The sequence below is a fragment of the Ruegeria sp. BF6 genome (genome assembly GCF_056538665.1).
Genome location: NZ_JBQFTN010000001.1, coordinates 138,122 through 162,850 on the forward strand (window position 1 = coordinate 138,122; position 24,729 = coordinate 162,850).

The window sequence follows — 24,729 nt, forward strand, 5'->3', positions numbered from 1 at the left end:
GGATCAGTCGTCGCCCATCGCCTGCCAGATCAGCGCTCCGATGGCGGCGCCGATCAGTGGGGCGACCCAAAACAGCCAAAGCTGACCAAGGGCCGGCGCATCCGCAAACAGGGCCACACCGGTGGACCGCGCCGGGTTGACCGACGTGTTTGTCACCGGGATCGAGATCAGGTGGATCAGCGTCAGGCACAGACCAATGGCGATCGGGGCGAAGCCGTCGGGCGCAAAGTTGGATGTCGCGCCAAGAATGACGATGATGAAGAATGCGGTCATCACGATCTCGATCACCAATGCGGACATCAATGAATAGCCCTCGGGCGATGCTTCGCCATACCCGTTCGAGGCAAATCCGCCGACACCCTCGAATCCCGGAGCACCGCTGACGATCAGATACAGGACAGCCGCGGCGGCAATCGCGCCGATCACCTGCGTGATCCAATAGGGGATCAAGTCCCTGGCAGGAAACCTACCGCCCATCATCAGGCCAAGACTGACGGCCGGGTTGAAATGCCCGCCCGAGATATGCCCGACCGCATAAGCCATGGTCAGAACCGTCAGGCCGAAGGCAAAGGAAACGCCCAGCCAGCCGATGCCCACATCCGCGACTCCTGCCGCCAATACGGCGCTGCCGCACCCGCCCAGCACCAGCCAGAACGTGCCGAAAAACTCGGCCATGAGTTTTGATGACATGAAAATCCCTCCTGAAAACACTGATTTAAGGTTAATTTAAAAATCGCATTTTGTGAAACGTCAGGGAACGGGGAAATTTCAAACCGGCTGTTCAGAAATGAACTGGCGATGTTGGCCGGGCGGCTATCCCCAACTGACCGGGTCCAGCCGGAACAGTTTCGACAATTGTTCGTATACCTCAGGTACGGCGGCTTTCAATTGCCGTGGCTGTTCGAAGAACACCTCGACCGAGACTGCAAAAAACTCTTCGTGACCCACCGCGCCATAGGGATCAATAACAGTGTGCTGGCCGTGTTCCACGGCGCGCACATGGGCGTCGTATGCGGTTAGAAAGACGCGCTCCCACTCGGCAAAGCTCTGCCCGTTGCTGAGGATCGGAACGCCGTTAGTATCGCCGGAAAGGTCGTCGATCTGGTGCGCAAACTCGTGCAGGACAACATTTTGCCCGTCATGGTCGTTTGCGGCGCCTTTCCGGCTGTGCGACCACGACAGGATTACCGGCCCACGATCCCAGCTTTCGCCGGTGCGCACGATTTCCTTCTCGCTGACAACAAAGCCGTCCTGCCTGCGTTGGCGGGACTTAAAGGCGCTTGGATAGATCAGGATCGTCGTCAGGTGATCATACCAGAGGTCGCTGTTCACCAGCAGCAGGCTGGCCTGCGCGGCGATGGCCAGTTCCATCTCTTCGGTGACCTCCAGCCCGTCGCACCCGTGAAATTGCACCTGATCCAGAAACAGGTTCACCTTGCCGTCCAGCTTGGTCCGCAAATCAGAGGGCAAGCGGCGGATCAATGGCACTTGCTGTTCGATCACCCTGCGCTGGTGGTCGGTCAGGGGGGTGGCCAGCAACTCTTGTCGCGCCTGCGACTTGGACCAGTGGCGGTACAGGAAAAAAACCGCGATCAGCAGAAGGATCGAGAAAAAGATCAGCATGTCAGAACCCTATACCGACCGGTCCCGGCGGCAAGAGCAAAAGAAAAACGCCGCAGGATGACCTGCGGCGTTTGATCATTCGGTTGTCGGATCAGCGTTACTGCTTGACCTCGGCCGCCGGGTTGGCGCCAGCCTTGGCGCTGCGGCCCGGGTTCAGCGGGTCGTCCTGCCGCTGCACCGAACCTTCGAAATGGGCGCCGCTTTCGATGGCGATGGTCTTGTGGATGATGTCGCCTTCGACACGCGCGGTCGAAGTCAGGCGGACTTTCAGACCACGCACCCGGCCCACGATGCGGCCGTTGATCACGACATCATCAGCGGTGACTTCGCCCTTGATGGTGGCGGTTTCACCGATGGTCAGCAGATGCGCGCGGATGTCGCCTTCGACTGTGCCTTCGACCTGAATGTCGCCGGTGGTTTTCAGGTTACCAGTGATGTGCAGGTCCGAGGACAGTACCGACGCCGGAGGCTTGGGCTTGGGCGCGGTGCTGGCCTTGTTTTCTGCCGGTGCAGGGGTCGCCGGTGTGGCCGGAGCGGCAGGTTTCGCCGCCTCGGGTGCATTGGATCCGGGCTCGTTGATTTTGCTCTTAGAAAACATTTCTCGCAGCCTTGATGTAAGTCATTGGGTTTACAGGTTTTCCGTTTACGCGCACCTCATAGTGCAGATGCGTGCCGGTAGACCGTCCGGTGCTACCCATATCAGCAATATGATCCCCGCGCGAGACCCTTTGACCAACCTTGACGCGGATCTTGGTGTTATGGGCATAAAGTGTCTCAATCCCGAAGGCGTGACGGATCTTGACCAGCCGCCCGAAACCGGATTGCCAGCCAGCATGTGTGACGACACCATCTGCGGTGGCAAAGATATCCGTGCCCTGAGCGCCGGCGAAATCGACACCATTATGCATGCGCCGCCCGCCGGTTTTAGGATCCCGGCGGCTGCCGAATCCGCTGGTAAACCGCACCACGGACTTCACCGGATTGGCGAACGGCGCTTTCTCGGCGGCAAGGCGGTACAGGTTCAACTGATCCATCTGTTGCAGCAAAACATTTGCGCGAATCTCGTCGGGGGTCAGGTCCTCGCCGCGCGTGCTGAAAGAGATAGGGGTCAGGGGTCCGCCCATACCGCTGTAACCGCGGCGGACCTCTTCAATGATACGGTCGGTAGGCATACCGGCCTGACGGAACATCTTGTCCAGTGGTTCGACCGAGATCACCATCGCCTCTTCCAGCTGGCGGAATATCTCGTCGCTGCGTTCCTGCATCAGCTGGATTTCCAGCTCAAGTTCATCGCGCTGGTGCAGCGCGTCCTTGGCATCGGCCGCGATCTGGTCGCGCTCTTGCGCGGTGCGGGCCAGTGCCGCGGTCATAAATGTCATCTGTTCGGGGGTGGCCACGGCGGTCACGTACATGTCGCCGTCATCTGCCTCGACCTGGACGCTGGCCAGTTCGGTACGGGCTTCTTCGCGCTGTTTCATCGTGGCGCGCAAAGTTGTCTGGATCACTTCGATCCCGGTCTCAAGCTCGCGACGACGGTTTTCCGAGGCCAGCAGTTCTGACTGCATTGCCGAAATTTGTTTCAGCGCAGCGTTGAACCGATCCTGCGCGGCCAGTGCTTCTTGAGCACGCGCGTCGCGTTCGACGGACAGGATGTTCAGGCGTTCCTGATAAGTCGCCTGATCCCGCTTGGCCTGTTCGCGGAAGTTGCCCGATCCGATGCTGTCCATAAGCAGGATCGCCGTGGCGACCGCTGTCCAGCCGACGATCACCGCCACACCGGCGACGGCTGCGATCTGAGTTTCCGAGCTGAGCCGGATGAACCGCGTGTCGTTGTCAGATTTCAGGAAAACCCGGCGTTCCGGGAATTGCCGCTCGAGCAGTGAGTGTAGTTTGATTGCCAGACGAGTTCGCACGCGTCTTCACCTCTCATCCCCAAGATCGGGACCGGTTGTGAGTGATGTCCGTCCCTTGGGCGAACTGCATAGAGGGCACTTGTGCGTTGGGCAAGTTTGTTAACTAGTTCACACAACAAAGCAGGTAATTCCCGCCAATTCTCGGCGGGAAATTGCCGATGACGTCAACTTGAGCAGGCCTATTGCGCGGCACCGGGTGGTGGCAGGTCTTCAGTCAGCGGCCAATAGAAGTCGGGCGGCAGCCCGGCCTCGGCGCGTTTCTCCTCGTTGAACGGGGGTTTCAGCGCCCCGTGGAAGTAGCACCGCACCAATTTGTGAAACACGTCCTTGGGGTCGGCATTTTGACGCCCGCACAAGAAATGGAACCATTTCGAGCCATAGGCAACATGGCCTACCTCTTCGGCATAGATGACTTCCAACGCGGCGATGGCCCTCTCGTCCTTTGCCTTGCGGAAGATGTCGATCATGCCGGGGGTGACGTCCAGCCCGCGCGCCTCAAGCACCATGGGCACTACGGCCAGTCGACCCATCAGGTCTTCGGCGGTGTCCTCGGCTGCGCGCCACATGCCGGCATGGGCGGGCAGGGCGCCATAGTGGCTGCTCATGCCTTCCAGACAATCGCAGATCATCTCAAAATGGCGCGATTCTTCCTCGGCGCATTTGACCCAGTCGTCATAGAATCCAGTCGGCATTGGTACATGACCAAAGCGGGCGATGATGTCCCAATGCAGGTCCACCGCGTTCAGTTCGATATGCGCGACCGCGTGCAGCAGTGCGATGCGTCCCGCCTCGGTTCCGGGCTTGCGTTTCGGAACCTCGCGCGGAGACAGCAGTTCCGGCCTGCCCGGTCGCGCTGGTTGCAGCGGAGGTGTCGCGGTACCGATCGCAATCGCGGGCACGCCCTCCTTACGCGAGGCGAACCACGCGGCCGCATGGCGTTTGGACAGGGCGGTTTTTTCCCGCCCGTCCGCCGTGGTCAGAACTTCGGTCGCCATCTGGGTCAGTGTTTTCGACACCGGGTCTCTCCGCTTGGTCAGGTGTGCGGGTCTTAGACCGGATGGCGACCGTGGTCGAGAGGGGTCACAGGGCGCGCACGGCCTCCAGCACCTCGTCCACGTGGCCGGGTACTTTGACCTTGCGCCAGACACGGGCGATTTTGCCCTCGGCGTTGACGATGAAGGTCGAACGCTCGATCCCCATCGACTTTCGCCCGTACATGTTCTTTTCCACCCAAACGCCATAATCCTCGCACGTCGAGGAGCCCTCATCCGACAAAAGCGGTGTGGTCAGGTTGTGCTTGGCGACGAATTTGTCGTGCTTGGCGACGCTGTCGCGCGAGATGCCGAAAACGTGAGCACCGGCATCGGCAAAGGCTTGAAGTTGTTCCGAGAAACCGATGGATTCCTTGGTGCAGCCCGGCGTATCATCACGGGGATAGAAGAACAGAACCACGGTGCCGCCGCGCAGGGCCGACAAGGTGACCTCGCCGCCTCCGTCGCGGGGCAAAGTGAAATCAGGGGCGATGTCTGAAACGTCGGGCATTGGAAACTCCGCTAAAGTTTTTTAAGGGCTGCCCGAGATCATAGGGCGACGCAAGCGGGTTGGAAGGCGTGGATAGAAAATTGGTGCAGCACGAAGACAAAAGTGCGACGCAGCCCGGGAAACCCCCGCGCCGCCGGTCGCGCCGCCGTATCGCTGCACATTTTTCCATCTGGACATGTCTGTTGCTGGGTTTGCTGGTGTTCGCGGGCTGGTTCTTTTTGTTTGGTCAGAACCTGCACGCGCCGGAATGGGTGCGAAAAAAGGTCGAGCAGCGGCTGGAACAGAGCTTGGGCGGTCTGAAGTTCCGCTTTGGCGATGCCAGCTTCATCGTCAACGAAGAATGGCGCCCCCGTCTGAAACTGACGGATGTGACGATCAGCGACGCCGCCGGGCAGCAGATCGCGCGGGTTTCGGATTTGCGGACCCGGCTGTCGATGCGCGGTTTGCTGCGGGGGCAGATTCGTCCGCGCCGCATTACTGTGCGGGGCGCGCAATTCGACCTGACCAGGGGTCTGGACGGCGCCCTATCGCTGACCGTCGGGTCGGGAAGCGCCCCGGTGCAGAAGGCACCAGATCTGGCGCAACTGATCGAGCAATCGGACGATGTGTTTCTTTCGCCATTGTTGTCGGGGCTGCGTTCGGTCGATTTGGAATCCCTGACGCTTGACTACAAAGACCTGCGATTGGGCCGCGCCTGGGTGTTTGACGGCGGCCACATTACGGCCACCCGCAACGGTGATGAAATGCACTTGGCTACCGGGTTCTCAGTCCTGACCGGGAGGGACTATGCCAGCTCGATCGAGGCGAACTACACCAGCGTCCTGGGCACGCCAGAGGCACGGTTTGGCGTTGCGATCACTGATTTGCCCGCCGAAGACCTTGCTGGCCAGACACTCGCGTTGTCCTGGCTGCAGGTTCTCAAAGCTCCGATCTCAGGCGCGCTGCGCGGCAGCGTCGATAGTAACTCGGCGCTGGGGCCAGTATTCGCAACTTTGAATCTGGGGGCAGGTGCGGTGCAGCCGACACAGGAAACGCGCCCGATCCCGTTCGAGTCCGCCAGCACTTATTTCACCTACACCCCCAGCCGTCAGGAACTGGATTTCAACGAGGTGTCGGTGGTTTCCGCCTGGGGGGCGTTTCAGGGCGAGGGCAAGGCCTTTTTGAACGGGATAGAAAACGGTGCGCTGGAAAGCCTGACCTCGCAGCTGAGTTTCAGCAGCATCAATATCAACCCGGCCAATCTGTTCCCCGAGTCGCTGAAGCTGGCACGGGCCGAACTGGATATGCAGATGAAACTAGCGCCTTTCGATCTGCGCCTGGGACAGATCATGGTCCAAGATGCCAATTACCGGCTGCTGGGCTCGGGCAAGCTGACCGGAGAGCCGGAAGGCTGGGCGGTACAAGTGGATGCGCATCTGGACCACATGAACGCGGATCAGCTGTTGAACTACTGGCCAGACCGTCTGGCGCCGAAGCCGCGGACATGGGTTGCGGAGAACCTCTATGAGGGTCAGTTCTCGGACGTTGATTTTGCCTTGCGTCTGAAGCCCGAGAACAAGCCGGAAATCTATCTGGATTTCGGGTTCGATCAGGCAAAAATTAGATTTGCCAAAACCTTGCCGCCACTTGTTGACGCCCAGGGACAGGCCAGCCTTATCAATCGCAGGTTCACTGCCACGGCGGAATCGGGTCACGTCATCGCCGATCAGGGCGGCGCGATTGATGCCACCGGCACTTCTTTCATCATCCCTGATACCGGCATCAAGGGGATATCGCCGTCGATCACGCGGATCGCCGCCAAAGGCAGTGCCACGGCGGCGCTGTCACTTCTTGACCGGCCGCCGTTGGAGTTGCTCACCAAGGCTAACCTGCCGGTTGATTTGACGGACGGCGAGGTGAGCCTGACCGGAACGCTTTCTCTGCCGATGAAGAAGGGCTTGAAATTCGAAGACACCGAATTCCATTTCCTGGGCGAGATTGATGACGTGCAAAGCGACAAGCTTGTTCCGGGGTTTTCGGTCAGTGCGGATCGGCTTGATCTTCAGGGTGATCAGACGGCGGTCGTGGTTTCGGGCGAGGGGCTGTTTGGCGATGTTCCGCTTCGGGCCACATGGCGGCAACCCATCGGTGGCACCGAACCGCAACGCAGCGAGTTGACGGGGCAGATCGAACTGTCCCCCCGCCTGATGACCGAGTTGAAGGCCGGTCTTCCGAAGGGGATGCTGACCGGGCAGGGTACCGCAGAAATCGCGCTGGGTATTGGCGCGGGAACACCGCCGAAACTGACGGCGTCGTCCAATCTGGCAGGTGTCGTGCTGGCCGTTCCAGAACTGGGCTGGCGCAAGGGGGCGGGATCAACCGGTTCGATGACCGTTGCGGCGACGCTGGGCAGCAACCTGCGCGTGGATGAACTCAAGCTGGACGCCGCCGGGTTGCGCACCACCGCGTCGATCTCGTTCCGGGACGGGGATTTCGACCGTGTGCAGTTCAGCTCCTTCGACTTGGGCAATTGGCTGGCGGTTCCGGCCGAACTGGTCAATAGCGGCGGTGTGGTGCCGGATATCCGTGTGCTGGGCGGGGTGATGAATCTTGGACGCGCGACATTTGGCAGTGGCGGCAGTGGCGGAACCTCCGGACCCGGCCCCCGTCTGGATGTGACGCTGGATCGCCTTCAGGTCACCGAGACCATAGCCCTGACCGGGTTCAAAGGCGCGTTTCAGACCACCGGGGGCGTTAACGGCGCCTTCACCGCCAATTTCAACGGCGGGGCTGCGGTGCGTGGACAGGTCTCGCCGCGTGCAGGCCGCAGTGCGGTAACGCTGACTTCGGGTGATGCGGGTTCGGTTTTGCGATCTGCCGGTATGATCACGCAGGCCCGCGGCGGATCGATGAACCTGCAACTGGAACCGGTCGCGGGCCCCGGCAACTACGATGTAAACCTGAAAATCTCCGACACGCGTATCAAGGACGCCCCTGCGATGGCCGCGCTGCTGAATGCCATCAGCCTTGTTGGTCTGTTGGATGAAATGGCCGGGCAGGGAATCTTTTTCGGAACCATCGAAAGCCGGATGCGTATCACGCCAACGCAGGTCAAGGTTCTCAGCGGCAGTGCGGTCGGGCCGTCGATGGGCTTGTCCTTTGACGGCACCATCGACACGGTCAACGGATTGCTGAACTTACGTGGCGCGATCTCTCCGATCTATCTGGTCAATGCGATTGGTAGTGTCTTTACCAAGAAGGGCGAGGGCATCATTGGCTTTAACTATACCCTGACCGGGCCGCTGCGGCAGCCGAAAGTGTCGGTCAACCCACTATCCGGATTGGCGCCGCTGTTCCTGCGCAACCTGCTGAGGCCGCCGGCACCCAAAGTCACTGACGGACCAAACGCGCTGCCGATCAAACCGGATGAACCGAAACGAACTTTCGGTGCACCCGCATCAGACCGTTGAACTGGGAAGTCGGGCGCTGTATGGCGCGGCCATGAAACTCAGCGATTTTGATTTCCACCTGCCCGAAGACCTGATTGCCACGCGGCCCGCCAACCCACGGTCTTCGGCGCGTATGTTGGTGGCCAACGGTGATGCGGTGTCGGACGCGCATGTGTTTGATCTGCCAGACTGGCTACAACCCGGCGACCGGCTGGTGTTGAACGACACCCGCGTCATCCCTGCTCGCCTGAATGGCCGCCGTCACCGCGACAGCGCGCAAGGTCCGGTGTCTGCTGCGATTGAGTCCACCTTGCTGGACCCGCAGGCCGACGGCACATGGGCAGCGTTGATCAAACCGCTGAAAAAGGTCAAGCTGGGCGAAGAGATACAGTTTTCCGACGACCTTAGCGCCATGCTGGATCGTGTCGAGGACGGGCAGGCTTTTCTACGGTTTAACCTGACGGGTGATGATTTCGACACCGCCCTGGAGCAGGCGGGTGCTATGCCACTGCCGCCCTATATCGCCGCCAAACGCCCGGCGGATGAGCAGGACAAAACTGATTACCAGACGATCTGGGCGCGCAACTCGGGCGCGGTTGCGGCCCCCACAGCCTCGTTGCATTTCGATCAGGCGCTGATGCAAGCGCTTCACGCGCGCGGCGTCACGTTCAGTCATGTGACCTTGCATGTGGGCGCTGGCACCTTCCTGCCGGTCAAGGTCGAGGACGTAACCACGCATAAGATGCACGCCGAATGGGGCCGGGTCAGCGCCACCGCAGCCGAAGAAATACGCGCCACCAAGGCAGCTGGCAGGCGGGTCATTCCGGTTGGAACCACGGCGTTGCGGCTGATCGAAAGCGCAGCGCGTTCGGGTCAGATCGAGCCGTGGGAAGGCGAAACGGACATTTTCATCTATCCCGGCTTCCAGTTTCATGTCGCGGATGCGCTGATGACCAATTTCCACCTGCCGAAATCCACATTATTGATGCTGGTTTCGGCCTTGATGGGGCGGGATCGTATGCGCGATGTCTATATCCATGCGATAGAACGGAAATATCGGTTCTTCTCCTACGGGGATGCGTCGCTTTTAATCCCCTAAACGGCGCGATGGCGGGATCGCGCGTCCGCAATGTCGTAGACAAGCGGGTTCTGAGCCGTTTTTCATATCAAAACGAATCCTTAATGCCGGTCGGCAAATAATACGGAGACCCCAATGCTTCAGGTCCTTTCCAGCGCGTGGGCGCTTCTTCTTGGTATGGGGCTTCTGATGGTCGGCAACGGCCTGCAGGGTACAATCCTGGGTGTTCGGGGCGAGATCGAGGGGTTTTCAACCCTTGAGATGTCATTCGTGATGTCGGCCTATTTTTTGGGTTTTCTAGGCGGTTCACGCTTTGCGCCCGAGATGATCCGAAGAGTGGGGCATGTACGGGTGTTTGCGGCACTGGCCTCGTTCATTTCTGCTGTCATGATCCTGTATCCGTTGATGACCAATCCACTTGTTTGGATTCTTGGACGCTTTGTAATCGGGTTCTGTTTTTCTGGTGTGTATGTCACCGCGGAAAGCTGGTTGAACAACGCTGCCAGCAACGAAAACCGAGGTCAGGCCCTGTCGCTGTACATGATTTTTCAGATGATTGGCATCATCACTGCACAGGGGTTGGTCGTGTTGGGCGACCCGGCTGGATTTGACACATTCGTCGTCGCGTCCATTTTGGTTTCAGTGTCCTTTGCGCCCATTCTGCTATCGATCTCACCAACGCCGGCCTTCGACACGACCAAGCCGATGACACTGCGCGAACTGTTCAATAGTTCGCCGCTGGGCTGCGTGGGCATGTTCCTTCTGGGTGGTGTGTTCTCGGCGCAGTTCGGTATGGCGTCGGTATACGGCGCTCGCGCAGGTCTGACGCTTGTTGAGATTTCCACGTTTATTGCTGCTTTCTACGTCGGTGCATTGGTGCTGCAGTACCCGCTGGGCTGGATGTCAGACCGAATGGATCGTCGTTTTCTGATCATGCTGGCTGCAGGGGTAGGGGCCTGCGCTGCTGCAGCGGGTATGCTGTTCGGCGTCACTTTCCCGATCCTGCTGGGTGCGGCCTTTGTGATTGGCGGCATGTCGAACCCGCTCTACTCGCTGCTGATCGCCCACGTGAATGACTTTCTGAGCCACGAAGACATGGCCGCGGCCTCAGGTGGTCTGCTGTTCATCAACGGACTTGGGGCCATCGCCGGTCCGCTTATCACTGGCTGGCTCATGGGGGACGCGGTTTTTGGCCCTTCGGGCTTTTTCCTGTTCATCGCAACCCTGTTGGTCACGATGGCGGCCTACGCGCTTTATCGTACGACGCAGCGTGCCGCGATCCCCGTTTATGAGACCGGAACGATGTCGACGTTCTATCCGACGGCCTCTCCGGTCGCTCTTGAAGTAGCCCAAGAAGTAGCCATCGAGGCGGCCGAAGCCGAGCAGGAAACGCAAGATGTTGCCTAGGACACAAGATTATGACGCAAGTGTTGCAATTTTTTACTGTTACAAATCTGTAAAACGTCATTAAATAACCTTACGTCCCTGGGGAGGGCAACACGACGGAGTTAGGGCAATGGTAGGGCCTGAAGACGTATTGAGTTTTTGGTTAGATGAGGTTGGCCCCGAGGGGTGGTATCTACAAGACGACGCCTTGGATGCAGACATTCGCGAACGGTTTTTGACCACCTGGGAAGCCGCGAGTGAAGGCAAGTTTTCTCTTTGGCTAACATATCCCAGCGGGTCACTGGCTTACATCATTCTGATGGATCAGTTCCCGCGAAACATGTTCCGCGGCAGCGCCAAGGCATTCTCGACGGACCGCGCGGCCTTGTCGTCGGCCAAATGCGCGGTGGACAAGGGGTGGGACCTCAAGATTGACGAACCGGCGCGGCAGTTCTTCTATCTGCCGATGATGCACTCGGAAAACCTGTGCGATCAGGAACGTTGTGTCCGTCTGATGTGCCAGAACATGAAGGACAGCGATCCAAGCAACCTGTTACACGCACGGGCCCATCGCGAGGTGATCCGCAAGTTCGGGCGGTTCCCTTATCGCAACGAAGCGCTTGAACGCCCGATGACCGCGCACGAAGCGGCCTATGTCGATATGGGCGGGTACGGTGCCACCGTGCGGGAACTGCAGTCCGCTGGCTAGGACGACGGCACGCATCCCCGAACAGCAATAATTCGGTTGGCAATCACGTCGGCCGATTTTTCTATGGCAGTGTTGATCAGTGCATCCGGAGACTCGGTGATTTCCGCGATGCGGGATTGCGATTCCTGCATTCTGGCTTCCAGATTTTCCAGCGTTACCAATGCCGTGGAAATCCGCACTTTCTCGGCGATGTCTGTCACATTGCCGCCTGTTTGAAGATTGGTAAGATCGCTGCGCAGGGCGGCAAGTTCACCCCGAACACCGCGGATTTCATCCTTGAGAGGCGCGACAATCTCTATTTTTTCTTCAAAGACCGTGGTGATGCCTTCCACGGTCGATGCCAGTTTCCACCCCAGAAATAGGCAGAGCGCCACCAGAATGAGGGTGGCGTTGAGCAGAGCAAGCATCAGATCCTTGAGTGTTTTGGCCATCGTAAGCCTTTCGAATGACTTGTGTTAAGGAATGAGCGGGCGGGCCCGATACCTATGTTCTAGCCATTGAGAAGTGCTCGGTATAGGCTGAAAGCTGCAGAAACAGATGCCGTTGACCCTGCGTCGCTTTTGTCGCGGGGATGGTGTGTTGATGCGTTGTGAAAATTAGTTTAATGGTAAACTAAATTTCATTCGACCTGTGCCGAGAGGAAACCATGGCTGCACAATCTTTTGATCTGATCGTAATCGGCGCCGGTCCGGGCGGCTATGTCGCGGCTATCAGGGCTGCACAGCTGGGCCTGAAAACAGCTGTGGTTGAGCGGGAGCATCTGGGTGGTATCTGTCTGAACTGGGGCTGCATCCCGACAAAGGCGCTGCTGCGGTCATCCGAAGTATTCCACCTGATGGAACGCGCCAAGGATTTCGGCCTGAAGGCGGACAAGATCGGTTACGATCTGGACGCGGTCGTCAAGCGCTCGCGCGGTGTGGCGGCACAGCTTTCAGGTGGTATCGGTCATCTGCTGAAGAAAAACAAAGTCACCGTGGTGATGGGTGAGGCGACAATCCCCGCCAAGGGAAAGGTTTCGGTCAAAACCGACAAGGGGACCGAAGAGCTGACCGCTAAGAACATCGTTCTGGCTACTGGTGCCCGGGCGCGCGAGTTGCCGGGACTAGAGGCGGATGGCGATCTGGTCTGGACCTACAAGCACGCGCTGCAACCGCCGCGGATGCCCAAGAAACTGCTGGTCATCGGCTCGGGCGCGATCGGCATCGAATTCGCCAGCTTCTACAACACGCTGGGCGCCGATACGACCGTGGTCGAGGTCATGGACCGCGTGCTGCCGGTCGAAGACGCCGAGATCAGCGGTTTGGCCAAGAAGGCGTTTACCAAGCAGGGCATGACCATCATGGAAAAGGCGATGGTCAAGCAACTGGACCGCGCCAAAGGCAAGGTCACCGCGCATATAGAGGTAAAAGGGAAGGTCGAGAAACACGACTTTGACACCGTGATCTCGGCCGTCGGGATTGTGGGCAACGTCGAAAACCTGGGGCTTGAGGCTCTGGGTGTCAAAATCGACCGCACCCATGTGGTCACAGATGAATTCTGCCGTACCGGCGTTGAAGGTCTGTATGCCATCGGCGACATCGCTGGTGCGCCGTGGCTGGCACACAAAGCAAGCCATGAAGGTGTCATGGTGGCGGAATTGATCGCAGGCAAACATGCGCATCCGGTGAAACCGGAAAGCATCGCAGGCTGCACTTATTGCCAACCGCAGGTCGCGTCGGTTGGGTACACCGAAGCGAAAGCCAAAGAACTGGGTTATGACATCAAAGTGGGCCGTTTTCCGTTCATCGGAAACGGCAAGGCCATCGCGCTGGGTGAGCCCGAAGGGCTGATCAAGACGGTCTTTGATGCCAAAACGGGCGAACTGCTGGGTGCGCATATGATTGGCGCGGAAGTGACCGAACTGATTCAGGGTTATATCGTTGGCCGACAGTTGGAGACCACGGAAGAAGACCTGATGAATACGGTCTTCCCGCACCCGACACTATCGGAAATGATGCATGAAAGCGTTCTGGACGCATATGGGAAGGTTATCCATATGTGATCAGGGGCAACTGCCCGTGTCAGAGGCACCGCCATTTCGGCGGTGCCTTTTTTCTTTAGCGGGTCAGAGCTTCCAGAATGCGTGCCCAGGACCGGATGCCTTTGTGAAAGCTCTTCACGTCGTATTTCTCGTTTGGCGAGTGGATGGCGTCGTCGTCATTGGCAAAGCCGACCAGCATCGAATCCAGTCCGAGTTCTGTGTTGAAATAGCCCACGACAGGGATCGAGCCGCCCATACCGGTGAACACGGCCTCACGACCCCATTCGTCGGATAGCGCGCCACGGGCGGCTTCGAACTCGGGGCGATCGAGGTTCATGACCGAGGCAGGGGACCCTTCCAAGTCATTGTCCCATTTGACTTTTGCGTCGGGCGACAGGCGGTTCTCAACATGTTTGCGGACCTTGTCGCGCAGGGCGTCCGGGTCCATGTCACCGACCAGACGGCAGGTTATCTTGCAATGCGCCTGCGACGGGATCACGGTCTTCGAGCCTGCGCCGTTATATCCGCCCCACAGGCCGTTGACCTCAAGCGTCGGGCGGGCCCATTGCTGTTCCAGCGTCGAATAACCTCTTTCGCCATGTGGCTGGGAGTATCCGACCGAGTTCAGGTATTCGGTCTCGTTGAAACCGCAGCTTTCCCATTGGCGCAGCTGGTCGGCGGGCACTTCGTGAACACCTTCATAGAAGCCTTCGACCGCCACGCGCCCGGTTTCGTCGTCATAGAACGAGGCGACAATCTTGGACAGTTCCCGCAGCGGGTTCAGGCCGGGGCCGCCATAATGGCCCGAGTGCAGGTCGATCCGCGGACCAATTACAGTGAATTCGTCCTTGAGCATCCCGCGCAGTTGCGAGGCAATCGACGGCACGCCACGCGACACCATCGAGGTATCGCAGACCAGAGCCAGGTCAGCTTTTAGCTCGGCCGCGTTTTCACGCAGGAACGGCACCAGGGACGGAGAGCCCGACTCCTCTTCGCCTTCGAAGAAAAAGGTGATGCGGCAAGGCAGGGTGCCGTGCACCGCTTTCCACGCCCGGCAGGCTTCGACAAAGGTCATCAGCTGACCTTTGTCATCCGAAGAACCGCGGCCCCGAATGACCGGGCCGTTTTCGGTGTCTTCGATAGCCGGGTCGAAGGGATCGCGGTTCCACAGCTCCAGCGGGTCAACCGGCTGTACGTCATAATGCCCGTAGAACAGGACATGTGGCGTGTTGCCGTCTTCTCCGACATGGCCAACAACCATCGGGTGGCCGGATGTCTGGCGCTTTTCGGCTACGATGCCAATACTTTGCAAGTCGGCAACCAACCAGTCGGCGGCCTGATCTACCTGCGCGTTATAGGCAGGGTCGGTGGAAATCGACGGAATGCGCAGCAGTTCCATCAGGCGGTCGATCGAGGTTTGCAGATCAGTGTCGATGCGATTCAGAACGGCGTCCAGCGACATGGGGTTCTCCTGCTTATTTGAGATTTGCCGGAACCCTATCAGCGCCGTCGGCGCCGTCCAGTGCGCATTGTCGGGAATGCGGTATAATATCGGAAACACTTACGTGGGGCTGCGTCGTTTCCTCGCGTCTGATGGCCGTAACTTTACTTGTCGGAACGACCGTGAGGGGATATTTGATGCAAATCAAATGTGTGATCCCAATGTCGTTTATACGTGATAGGCACAAGGGAACGCATCGGCGCAAATCTGGATTCGTCTGGTCAACGCGTCAGAAAGGACGTCCGGCCGGTGAAGGCATTGGTCGGGCACGTAAGGAGATACCGGTGGACTATACTGCTCAGCTCGATACAGCGATTGCCAGGCTGCATGATGAAGGACGTTACCGGACTTTCATCGATATCGAACGCCGGAATGGCCATTTCCCGCACGCGGTGCGGACGCGCCCGGACGGGTCGCAGCAGAACATCACCGTATGGTGCGGCAATGATTATCTGGGCATGGGGCAGAACCCGGTTGTACTGAACGCGATGCATGATGCTGTTGATGCGGCCGGTGCGGGGTCGGGCGGTACACGCAATATCTCGGGCACCACGGTCTACCACAAACAGCTTGAGGCCGAGCTGGCCGATCTGCACGGCAAAGAGGCCGCGCTGCTGTTCACCAGTGCCTATATCGCCAATGACGCGACGCTGAGCACGCTGCCGAAACTGTTCCCCGGCCTGATCATTTATTCCGACGCGCTGAACCATGCCTCGATGATCGAAGGCGTGCGCCGCAACGGTGGTGCCAAGCGTATCTTCCGTCACAATGACGTTGAGCATCTGCGTGAGCTGCTTGAGGCAGACGATCCCAAGGCGCCCAAGCTGATCGCGTTTGAATCCGTTTACTCGATGGATGGCGATTTCGGTCCGATCGAAGCGATTTGCGATCTGGCGGATGAATTCGGTGCTCTGACTTACATCGATGAGGTTCATGCTGTTGGCATGTACGGCCCGCGCGGTGGTGGCGTGACCGAGCGTGATGGTCTGGCGCAGCGTATCGACATCATCAACGGCACCCTGGCCAAAGCCTTTGGCGTGATGGGGGGCTATATCGCTGCCAGCGAGAAAATGTGTGACGCCGTGCGCTCTTATGCGCCGGGCTTCATCTTTACCACCTCGCTGCCGCCGGCGGTCGCTGCAGGGGCGGTGGCCTCGGTTGCTCACCTCAAGGTCTCGCCAGAACTGCGCGAGCAGCACCAGACACAGGCGAAGATCCTCAAGCTGCGGCTCAAGGGACTGGGTCTGCCACTGATCGACCACGGCAGCCACATTGTTCCTGTGATCGTGGGTAACCCTGTGCACACCAAAATCCTCAGCGATCGGTTGCTAGATGACTTCGGTATTTACGTGCAGCCCATCAATTTCCCAACCGTACCCCGCGGAACCGAGCGTCTGCGGTTTACCCCGTCACCGGTTCATGGGCCTGACGAAATGAACCGTCTGGTGCAGGCTATGGACGAACTTTGGTCACATTGTGCGCTAAATCGCGCCGAACTTGCTGGTTAACCTCACGCTAAAGTGTGCATCGTGTTTGCCGCGTGTTAAGCTTAGGCTAACAAAACTAGCGGACGAATCGTTAATGGGATGATTCGCCGTTGGCGCGAAACACGCGCAGGCAGAATGGGGCAGCAGGGATGATTGGGCGCAGATCTCAGCGCGATTCCGAAGGTGATACCGACGTCAGGCCGAAGGGCTATGACGATTACGAGGTACGGCTTGGCGACATGATGCGCGGCGAACGCGCCACCATGGGCAAGTCTCTTCTGGATGTGCAGCGGGAATTGCGGATCAAAGCCAACTACATCGCTGCCATCGAAGACTCGAACCCAGAGGCGTTTGACACACCCGGCTTCATCGCCGGGTATGTGCGTTCTTATGCCCGTTACTTGGGGATGAACCCGGATGAAACTTTCGCCGCCTTCTGCAAGGAGAGCGGGTTCGAGGTTGCGCATGGCATGTCTGCTGAGGCGTCTGTTGTCCGCAAACCTTCGGGTGGCCTGCCCGCGCGGGGGCCGATGGGGCGCGATCCCTTCATCTCACCCAACACGCCTTTCGTTCCGGGCAAGGAATCTCTTGTCAGTCAGATTGAACCGCGGGCGATTGGTTCTTCTCTGGTTCTGATCGCCGTTATCTGCGGCATTGGCTATGGTGGCTGGTCGGTTTTGAACAAGATCCAACAGGTACAGGTCAGCCCGGTTGAACAAGCCCCGGTGGTTCTGTCTGATCTCGATCCGTTGGATACCGCTGGTACGGTGAATACCGAGGTTGCAGTTGCCGATACCCCCAGTGCCGAGGCGCTGGACCGTCTGTATCGCCCTCAGGCTTTGGACGTTCCGGTTCTGGTCGCCCGCGACGCGCCGATATCCACGCTTGATCCGCGCACAGTTGGCGCGTTCCAGCCGCAGGAACTGCCCAAGGTTGAAGTGGCCGAGGTTCATACCGTTGAACGCCCGGCCTTGCCGCAGGTGGTCGAACGGATTGACACAACGCTCAAGATCGTCGCGGTCAATCCTGCCTGGATGCGGGTCACCGCCGCTGATGGCAGTGTGATTTTCGAGGGCACCCTTGGCACAGTCGAACAGGGCAGTGTGTATGAAGTGCCTCTGACCGAAGAGCCGCCGTTGCTGCGCGCGGGCGCGTCGGGGTCTGTGTTCTTCTCGATTAATGGTGAACATTTCGGTCCGGCCGGTGCGCCGGGGACCGTTGCCAAAGGCGTGGTCCTGTCCAAGGATGCCGTGGCCGAGACCTATGCCGTCGCGGATCTTCCGGCCGATCAAAACAGCACCATCACGCAGCTGGTAGCCGAGTTTCAGGCGCAGGGCACCGAAGACACCGCCGAGTGATCTAGCCATTGCGATGCCCCGGTAGGCGGACTATTTAAAACCCAACTCAGGCTGTCTTGGACCCGTCCCCATGTCGCTCAATCACGTTCGCCCGTGGCGCAATATTTATCGCCGCAAATCCCGTCAGGTCATGGTCGGTGACGTTGCCATTGGGGGCGATGCCCCGATCGCGGTCCAGACGATGACCAACACGCTGACAACCGATGTGGCGGCGACCGTGGCGCAGGTGCAGGCAGCCGCTGAGGCAGGTGCGGATATCGTGCGGGTCTCGGTCCCGGATGAGGCATCGTCGAAAGCCTTGAAGGACATCGTGCGCGAAAGCCCGGTGCCGATCGTGGCCGACATCCATTTTCACTACAAACGCGGGATCGAGGCTGCCGAAGCCGGTGCCGCCTGTCTGCGGATCAATCCGGGCAATATCGGTGAAGAAAAGCGGGTGAAAGAAGTCATCAAGGCCGCACGCGACCACAACTGCTCGATCCGCATTGGCGTGAACGCGGGCTCTCTGGAAAAGCACCTGCTTGAGAAATACGGTGAGCCGTGCCCCGAAGCGATGGTGGAAAGCGGGTTGGAGCATATCCGTATTCTGGAAGACAACGACTTTCACAACTTCAAGATCAGCGTGAAGGCCAGCGATGTGTTCCTGTCGGCTGCCGCTTATCAGGGCATTGCCGAGGCCACAGACGCGCCCATCCATTTGGGCATCACCGAGGCCGGAGGGCTGGTGTCAGGTACGATCAAATCGTCCATCGGCTTGGGCAACCTGCTGTGGATGGGGATCGGCGACACGATCCGCGTCAGCCTGTCCGCCGATCCTGTCGAAGAGGTCAAGGTCGGATATGAAATCCTGAAGTCCCTGGGCTTGCGCCATCGCGGCGTGAACATCATCTCGTGCCCCTCCTGCGCGCGGCAGGGATTCGACGTCATTAAGACGGTCGAGGCGCTTGAACAACGGCTTGAGCACATCAAGACGCCGATGAGCCTTTCCATCATCGGCTGTGTGGTGAACGGCCCGGGTGAGGCTCTGATGACCGATGTCGGCTTTACCGGCGGCGGGGCCGGGTCGGGAATGGTATACCTGGCGGGCAAGGCGAGCCACAAGATGTCCAACGACCAGATGATCGATCACATCGTCGAAGAGGTCGAGAGAAAAGCGGCAGAACTGGACGCAGCGCAGGAAGCGGCCGAATAGGTGCTTGGCGCGTCTGAGGGAACATCTTCGCTGCGAAATCTGCAGTGGATGTGGATCCGTTTCACCCGCGGATCGCGCATCTTTTCTTGGGCGCCAAAGACTTCGCAACACCTCTGGGACTGCAGCACCCGCCCAAAGGGCAGGGCTGAATTCCTTGCTATTTGGCGGATGAGTGCTTTGCGTGCAGGTCGAACCAGCCGATGATAACCGCAAACAGGTTGTCCGGTGCACTCTGCGATGCAAAGTTCAGGCCCTTTTGAACCTTCATTGCATCCTCATACGAAATCCAATCCCCCGGAAGGTCTTCACCGAACAGACCGGACGCGCCTGATGCGAACTGGTGATCGGACACTTGCCCATGCTGCGAGTTTGCCGGGATGGATTGAAACTCCACATATTTTTGATTGGAAAACTTGAACTTGTCGTACCCGTGCTCGTAGAGCGTCTGGAGCATCTCCGAGCTTCCGTTCTCAACCGAGATATAAGGCGGCAGGTTTTCCAGCGACATGAGCTGCGAAAGGGCAACGCTGTCAAAGCCTTCGATGTCGATCTTGGCGTAGCGGATCTGTTTCGAAACGTCCCGAAGTTCGTTCGAAAGGTCAACCGCCGGAACGACGATCTTTTCGGACCCTTCCGCCCGGCTTCCGATCTCTTCGTCGACGGAACTCCAGGCCGTGTTGAATTTGTTCACATAGAACGTGACCTCGTCCGTGCTGCCGTCGGTGACCGCGAAGTTTCTGATGTCGACGCCATCGACGCCAAGCTCTTCAAATTTCTCCGACACGGCAGCGCAAAGATCGGGAATGGCCTCAACGGCAATGACGTGGAAACCCCTTTTGCGATAGTAGAACGTATCCGTCCCGTCATTCATGCCGATATCGACGATGATGCCCTGATCCGCGGCGGGAAACGGCGTTTCAGCGGCCGTTTCGGCTTGGGGTACTTTGCTCAGGGGCGCGGTTTTACGAGAGGTCTGGTTTTTTCCGCGAAGAGTACGGCCAGCCTCACGCACTTTGGCCGCTGCTCGGGACAAACCTGATTTTCTGTTATTGCTCATGCGTGCCTCTGGCTTTGGATCAAATACTTCGCTGGTTCAATGCCCGAGACCAAGGAAGCGATCAATACAAAAGTTGTGAACTTGAACCTAGGCAGGAGGCGGCGGTCGGAAAACGCGCTGATTATTGCTGAATTCTGTACCTGCGGGGAATGTCTGAATCTCGGGACGAGCCAGCAGTGTGCTGGTCAGACTTGTGCCTCAATTGCCTTTCACAACACGTTATAGTTGATTGGAGTGTTTATGATTTCATTGATACGTCGCCTTTACCGAGAGAGACGCAGGCTGATTGCCATTGCATTCATGTCGTTCATCGCTGGGCTTGTCCTGGGCATGAATGACGACCGGATTCTGTTCGGCATCCCGTTTCAACCGGTATATGGTCTAGCTTTCGTAGCGATCATTACGCCTGTGTTGATGGTTATCGCGTTGGTGTTTCCGAATATCCGACACACCACGGAAGCCGTTGCTTATTCACTTCCGTTTGTGTGTTGGATGAAGCTGTACGGCACCAGTTCCCAAGGTGCTGCGCTTCAGAACGTGATCACGGTCCTGTCGATCCTGTTCCTGTATCTGGAGTTCGCCGTTTACGCCGGTGGTTGGCTTGATCGGTATCTGCCTGCAACAAGAAGGACGTTTTCCAGCAAAGTTAAAACGGGGCTCAGCCCAAAGGAGCTGCGGCCTTTTTTGGTGGTCACGCCCGACACAGTAGACACTTACGGCCGGCAAAACACGGTGTCGATGGCCTGGGTTGAACCCGGCGTCAGCTTTATAGAGACCGAGCAATTCGATGATCACTGCCGGATACAGGAAATGACGAGGATCGAGATCTGCGAACCTGACATGCGTTTTCGCGGCCGTTTCGAGTCGCTCAGTTCCAAGGCGGGCGCAAACGGCACGAGCGGGGTGCTTGAGAGAACGTTCAACAAAACATCAAAGGGAACGCAACTGGTGTCCAGCCGCAGCTATGACCTGTCGGCGCCGATCATGGGTTTTCGACTATGGCTGGATGACAGCTTTGGGCGTCGCGACGACGAATACGTTCTCAGAGCCGAACAGATGTCCGGGCTGTAAGAAGGGAAGGGGGCGGTCAGACCGCCCCAAGCCCATCAGCTCTGATCCGCGCGCACACCATCGGCGATCTGCTGCATTTGTGCGGCGGGAAGAAAGCCGCGCAGCATTTCGGTACCCAGCACAAAGGACGGCGTGCCAGAGATATTCATCCGCTGCGCCAGAGCGCGGGTCTGTGCGATTTCCTCGGTCACCTCGTCGCTGTTCATTGCCGCGATGATCGCGTCACTGTCCAGCCCAAGGCCGTCTGAAATACGGCGCAAGGTGACCTCGGTCGGTTCTCCGCTGAATTCCAGCAGCGCATCGTGGACCTGTTTATAAGCATCGTCGCCAGCAACTTGTTTCGTGGCGACAGCAAAGCGCGAGGACATGACCGAAGCTTCGCCTAGAATCGGAAGCTCTTTAATTACCAAGCGGATATTGCCGTCTTCTGCCAGCAGGCTGGCTACTTCGGGCACGGCCCGGCGGCAGTAACCGCAGCGATAATCCATGAACTCGACAAGGGTGATGTCGCCGTCCGGATTGCCACCAACCCAGCTGTACCCGTCATTGAACAATTCGTCAGCATTGGCCTGAACCAATTCCTTGTCTGCTGCGGCCTCGGCAACTGCATTGCGCTGCTCGAGGATATCGATCGCCTCAATGATCACTTCGGGATTCTCCAGAAGGTACTCGCGCACCTGTTTGCCGAACTCGGCCTTTTCAGCCTCGCTGAGTGCATTCAGGTCCAGCGCCTGTGCCGGCCCGGTTATCATGGAAAGCCCCAGAAGGGCGGGTGCTGCATGTCTGAGGATCATTTCCGTTTCCTTTTTGCTTTCGTTGCGCGTTCCGAGGCAATCAGCACATCCTGTGCCCGTTGCCAACCCGGTGATCCTTCGGGCAATTGCCTGACGGCGCGTTTTGCATGGATGCCCGCGTCGGCCATCCGGCCCTGCAAGGCATATCGTTCTGCGGTCACGGCCGAGGCCATGCCATTGTTCCCGACCTTCGCATATGCGACCCCGAGGTCCTGCATCAGACGGGCATTTCGATAGTCTCTCTGCCTTGCTTTTTCAAGTACTTGCAGGGCGCTCTTCGTCTGACCCTGCGCCAACATGGCCCGGCCGTAACCGGCCAGAATCAAGGCGTCGTACGGGGCCATTTCAACCGCCTCGCCATAGGCAGCAACCGCCTCTTGTACCTGCCGGTTTTCCAGCAGAATCTGGCCTTTGAGTTCATAATAGAACGGATCGTTCGGACGAACGGCCAGCGCGGCGTCTATCGCCGCGCGCGCCTTTGCCAGATCGCGGTTTTGGTGATGGGCTGCAGCCTCACGCATCAGGCGGATATCCTCTGCGCTTTCTTCCTTTGCGCGTCGCAGGGTCCAGCCCGGCGACCGCAGGAACGCGGACAATTTGCCTTTGACACGGGCGAACCAGTAATCGGCATTCGGGTCTGGCTGTGCCCTGTCCTCGAATTGTTCCATAAACGCCTCGGCAGCGCGCAGGCGTTCCCGGCTGGTGGGGTGAGACCGCATATAGGGGTCCTGATTGATTGTGCTCAGCAATTCCTGACCAGCGAACTTGCGGTGCAGGGCCACCATGCCGCTGGGCGAGATACCGGCCCATCTGAGATAGCTGGCGGCGCTCTGGTCCGCCGAGGATTCTTCGGCCCGCGTATGCCCCAGAAAGCCGCGCAACGCGGCGCTTTGGGTTCCTGCCGCAATGCCTGCCGCGGCTTCGCCGCCACCAGCGGCGGCGGCTATCAGCGCAAGCGCGGTGCCCAATCCTGCATTTCGCTGAGCCGCGCGCAGGTTTTCTACCCTTCGGGCCAGATGCCCATTCGCGATATGGGCGGCCTCGTGTGCGATGACGGCCTGCAGCATCTCGGGGCTTTCGACAGTCAGAATCAATCCGTAGTTAACGTAGATTGCACCGTAGTCGATCACGAAGGCGTTAAACGTGCTGTCATTGACCACCAGTATCCGGACCCGGTTGGTGTTCAGCCCGGCGGCCCGCAGAACAGGAAAGGCCAGTTCACGTAGCCCGTGTTCGATATCTGGGTCTCGGATCAGACTTTGCGCGGTCGATGGCACAGCGCTTGCCATCCATGTCGCTGCAACCAGCAACAGGGCCGGGATTGACGCCAGCCTGGATAAGCGTTCAAAAGCCATGGCTGCAACATGGGAGATGGGCATGAGAAACTCAACCCGATCCGGGGTCGATCCCTTCATCGTGATGGATGTGATGGAGGCCGCACGCAAAGCCGAAGAGGCCGGGCGCCACATCATCCATATGGAGGTCGGACAACCCGGCACCGGTGCACCCAAAGGGGCAACCGCAGCCCTTGCCAAGGCCATGGATCAAGCCCCGCTGGGCTATACTGTTGCATTGGGCCTGCCTGCGCTGCGGCAACGGATCGCACGGTTGTACGGCGAGTGGTACAATGTCGATCTGAATCCCGAACGCGTGGTAATCACGCCTGGGTCGTCGGGTGGGTTCTTGCTGACCTTTACGGCGCTGTTCGACAGCGGGGATCGTGTGGGAATCGGTGCGCCGGGTTATCCGTCTTACCGGCAGATTCTCAAGGCGTTGGGTCTGGTGCCGGTCGATCTGCCGACCGCGCCGGAAAACCGTCTGCAGCCGGTGCCTGCGGATTTCGCCGGGCTCGATCTGCAGGGTCTGATGGTGGCATCGCCCGCCAACCCGACTGGAACGATGTTGGATCATGCGGCGATGGGTGCGCTGATCGAAGCGGCGCAGCGGCAGGGAGCCTCTTTCATCAGCGATGAAATCTACCACGGTCTGGAATATGAGGCTAAAGCCGTCACGGCGCTGGAGTTGGCGGATGATTGCTATGTGATCAACTCATTCTCCAAGTATTTTTCGATGACCGGCTGGCGCGTGGGTTGGATGGTCGTGCCCGAGGATCAGGTGCGTGTTGTCGAGCGCATCGCCCAGAACATGTTCATCTGTGCTCCGCACGCCAGTCAGTTGGCCGCACTGGCCGCGATGGATTGCGAAAGTGAGTTGAAGGCTAATCTGGATGTCTACCGCCGCAATCGCGCGCTGATGCTGGACGGGTTGCCCAAGGCCGGTTTCACGAACATCGCACCGCCGGATGGGGCCTTCTATGTCTACGCGGATGTTTCCGAGCTGACCGATGATAGCCGCGCCTTTGCAGCCGAGATTCTGGACAAGGCCGGGGTTGCCGTTACGCCGGGTCTGGATTTCGACCCGGCGCGCGGGCACCACACGTTGCGGTTTTCCTATGCGCGGTCGTCGGAAGATATCGAGGAAGGCCTGCTGAGGTTGCGTCGTTTCATGGCCGAACGTGGTGCGATCACCGAGCAGGCCTAGGGCGTTCACAAAACCGCACGGGTCAGGTA

At 58.8% G+C, this 24,729-nt stretch carries 21 protein-coding genes; 10 read left to right on the forward strand and 11 right to left on the reverse strand.

Annotated elements, in window-relative coordinates; all coding sequences use genetic code 11:
- Window positions 1–3 precede the first annotated feature (3 nt).
- The 6 genes from aqpZ to ACR0IM_RS00730 form a co-directional block, all read right to left on the reverse strand.
- Complete coding sequence (aqpZ, locus tag ACR0IM_RS00705) at window positions 4–690, reverse strand: aquaporin Z (protein ID WP_480680537.1); 687 nt, start codon at window positions 688–690, stop codon at window positions 4–6.
- A gap of 123 nt (window positions 691–813) precedes the next feature.
- Window positions 814–1,623 (reverse strand): M90 family metallopeptidase, encoded by an 810-nt coding sequence (locus tag ACR0IM_RS00710; RefSeq protein ID WP_480680538.1) that lies wholly within the window; start codon window positions 1,621–1,623, stop codon window positions 814–816.
- 97 nt (window positions 1,624–1,720) lie between these two features.
- The gene (locus ACR0IM_RS00715) at window positions 1,721–2,221 is read right to left on the reverse strand and encodes a bactofilin family protein (RefSeq protein WP_475209009.1); all 501 of its coding nucleotides are present in this window, start codon (window positions 2,219–2,221) and stop codon (window positions 1,721–1,723) included.
- Window positions 2,211–3,536 carry a DUF5930 domain-containing protein gene (locus tag ACR0IM_RS00720; protein ID WP_480640169.1) on the reverse strand — a complete coding sequence of 442 codons (1,326 nt, stop codon included), beginning with the start codon at window positions 3,534–3,536 and terminating at the stop codon, window positions 2,211–2,213. The genes ACR0IM_RS00715 and ACR0IM_RS00720 overlap by 11 nt, the downstream gene beginning before the upstream one ends.
- A gap of 179 nt (window positions 3,537–3,715) precedes the next feature.
- Window positions 3,716–4,531: a ferritin-like domain-containing protein gene (locus tag ACR0IM_RS00725; protein ID WP_480681427.1), complete on the reverse strand. Its 816-nt coding sequence runs from the start codon at window positions 4,529–4,531 to the stop codon at window positions 3,716–3,718.
- 85 nt (window positions 4,532–4,616) lie between these two features.
- Window positions 4,617–5,078 carry a peroxiredoxin gene (locus ACR0IM_RS00730; RefSeq protein ID WP_480680539.1) on the reverse strand — a complete coding sequence of 154 codons (462 nt, stop codon included), beginning with the start codon at window positions 5,076–5,078 and terminating at the stop codon, window positions 4,617–4,619.
- A gap of 68 nt (window positions 5,079–5,146) precedes the next feature.
- On the opposite strand from ACR0IM_RS00730, the gene ACR0IM_RS00735 reads away from it, so the two are divergent.
- The 4 genes from ACR0IM_RS00735 (at window position 5,147) to ACR0IM_RS00750 (ending at window position 11,679) form a co-directional block, all read left to right on the forward strand.
- Complete coding sequence (locus ACR0IM_RS00735) at window positions 5,147–8,527, forward strand: YhdP family protein (RefSeq protein WP_480680540.1); 3,381 nt, start codon at window positions 5,147–5,149, stop codon at window positions 8,525–8,527.
- Window positions 8,528–8,558: 31 nt separating this feature from the next.
- Window positions 8,559–9,605 carry a tRNA preQ1(34) S-adenosylmethionine ribosyltransferase-isomerase QueA gene (gene queA, locus ACR0IM_RS00740; protein WP_480681428.1) on the forward strand — a complete coding sequence of 349 codons (1,047 nt, stop codon included), beginning with the start codon at window positions 8,559–8,561 and terminating at the stop codon, window positions 9,603–9,605.
- A gap of 114 nt (window positions 9,606–9,719) precedes the next feature.
- Complete coding sequence (locus tag ACR0IM_RS00745; RefSeq protein ID WP_480680541.1) at window positions 9,720–10,991, forward strand: MFS transporter; 1,272 nt, start codon at window positions 9,720–9,722, stop codon at window positions 10,989–10,991.
- 109 nt (window positions 10,992–11,100) lie between these two features.
- Window positions 11,101–11,679, forward strand: a complete 579-nt coding sequence (locus ACR0IM_RS00750) for a DUF924 family protein (RefSeq protein WP_480593488.1) — start codon at window positions 11,101–11,103, stop codon at window positions 11,677–11,679.
- On the opposite strand, the gene ACR0IM_RS00755 is transcribed toward ACR0IM_RS00750, so the two are convergent.
- A complete protein-coding gene (locus ACR0IM_RS00755) occupies window positions 11,676–12,110 on the reverse strand; it encodes a hypothetical protein (RefSeq protein WP_480680542.1) in 435 nt (144 codons plus the stop codon). The two genes, ACR0IM_RS00750 and ACR0IM_RS00755, sit on opposite strands and share 4 nt — an antisense overlap.
- 215 nt (window positions 12,111–12,325) lie before the next feature.
- Here ACR0IM_RS00755 and lpdA point away from each other — a divergent pair, with 215 nt between their 5' ends.
- On the forward strand, window positions 12,326–13,720 hold the full coding sequence (gene lpdA / locus ACR0IM_RS00760) for a dihydrolipoyl dehydrogenase (protein ID WP_480680543.1): 1,395 nt from the start codon (window positions 12,326–12,328) through the stop codon (window positions 13,718–13,720).
- Window positions 13,721–13,775: 55 nt separating this feature from the next.
- Here the strand turns inward: lpdA and ACR0IM_RS00765 are convergent, their stop codons facing one another.
- Entirely contained in the window at window positions 13,776–15,161 is a 1,386-nt protein-coding gene (locus tag ACR0IM_RS00765; RefSeq protein WP_480680544.1) for a M20/M25/M40 family metallo-hydrolase, read from the reverse strand.
- A gap of 323 nt (window positions 15,162–15,484) precedes the next feature.
- On the opposite strand from ACR0IM_RS00765, the gene hemA reads away from it, so the two are divergent.
- The 3 genes from hemA to ispG all read left to right on the forward strand — a co-directional run bounded on the left by hemA (window position 15,485) and on the right by ispG (window position 19,237).
- Window positions 15,485–16,708 carry a 5-aminolevulinate synthase gene (hemA, locus tag ACR0IM_RS00770; protein ID WP_480593499.1) on the forward strand — a complete coding sequence of 408 codons (1,224 nt, stop codon included), beginning with the start codon at window positions 15,485–15,487 and terminating at the stop codon, window positions 16,706–16,708.
- Window positions 16,709–16,836: 128 nt separating this feature from the next.
- A complete protein-coding gene (locus tag ACR0IM_RS00775; protein WP_480680545.1) occupies window positions 16,837–18,045 on the forward strand; it encodes a helix-turn-helix domain-containing protein in 1,209 nt (402 codons plus the stop codon).
- Window positions 18,046–18,115: 70 nt separating this feature from the next.
- Window positions 18,116–19,237 carry a flavodoxin-dependent (E)-4-hydroxy-3-methylbut-2-enyl-diphosphate synthase gene (gene ispG, locus ACR0IM_RS00780; RefSeq protein ID WP_480680546.1) on the forward strand — a complete coding sequence of 374 codons (1,122 nt, stop codon included), beginning with the start codon at window positions 18,116–18,118 and terminating at the stop codon, window positions 19,235–19,237.
- A gap of 157 nt (window positions 19,238–19,394) precedes the next feature.
- Here the strand turns inward: ispG and ACR0IM_RS00785 are convergent, their stop codons facing one another.
- Window positions 19,395–20,294, reverse strand: coding sequence for an FkbM family methyltransferase (locus tag ACR0IM_RS00785; RefSeq protein ID WP_480593506.1), 900 nt, complete (start codon window positions 20,292–20,294; stop codon window positions 19,395–19,397).
- A 240-nt stretch (window positions 20,295–20,534) separates the two neighbouring features.
- On the opposite strand from ACR0IM_RS00785, the gene ACR0IM_RS00790 reads away from it, so the two are divergent.
- Complete coding sequence (locus tag ACR0IM_RS00790) at window positions 20,535–21,365, forward strand: hypothetical protein (protein ID WP_480680547.1); 831 nt, start codon at window positions 20,535–20,537, stop codon at window positions 21,363–21,365.
- Window positions 21,366–21,400: 35 nt separating this feature from the next.
- On the opposite strand, the gene ACR0IM_RS00795 is transcribed toward ACR0IM_RS00790, so the two are convergent.
- Window positions 21,401–22,159, reverse strand: a complete 759-nt coding sequence (locus ACR0IM_RS00795; RefSeq protein WP_480593510.1) for a DsbA family protein — start codon at window positions 22,157–22,159, stop codon at window positions 21,401–21,403.
- Window positions 22,156–23,538: a M48 family metalloprotease gene (locus ACR0IM_RS00800; RefSeq protein WP_480593512.1), complete on the reverse strand. Its 1,383-nt coding sequence runs from the start codon at window positions 23,536–23,538 to the stop codon at window positions 22,156–22,158. Before ACR0IM_RS00800 ends, ACR0IM_RS00795 begins: the two co-directional genes overlap by 4 nt.
- Between ACR0IM_RS00800 and ACR0IM_RS00805 the strand changes: the two genes are divergently transcribed.
- Window positions 23,537–24,700, forward strand: coding sequence for a pyridoxal phosphate-dependent aminotransferase (locus ACR0IM_RS00805; protein ID WP_480593514.1), 1,164 nt, complete (start codon window positions 23,537–23,539; stop codon window positions 24,698–24,700). The genes ACR0IM_RS00800 and ACR0IM_RS00805 overlap by 2 nt on opposite strands.
- Window positions 24,701–24,729 lie beyond the last annotated feature (29 nt).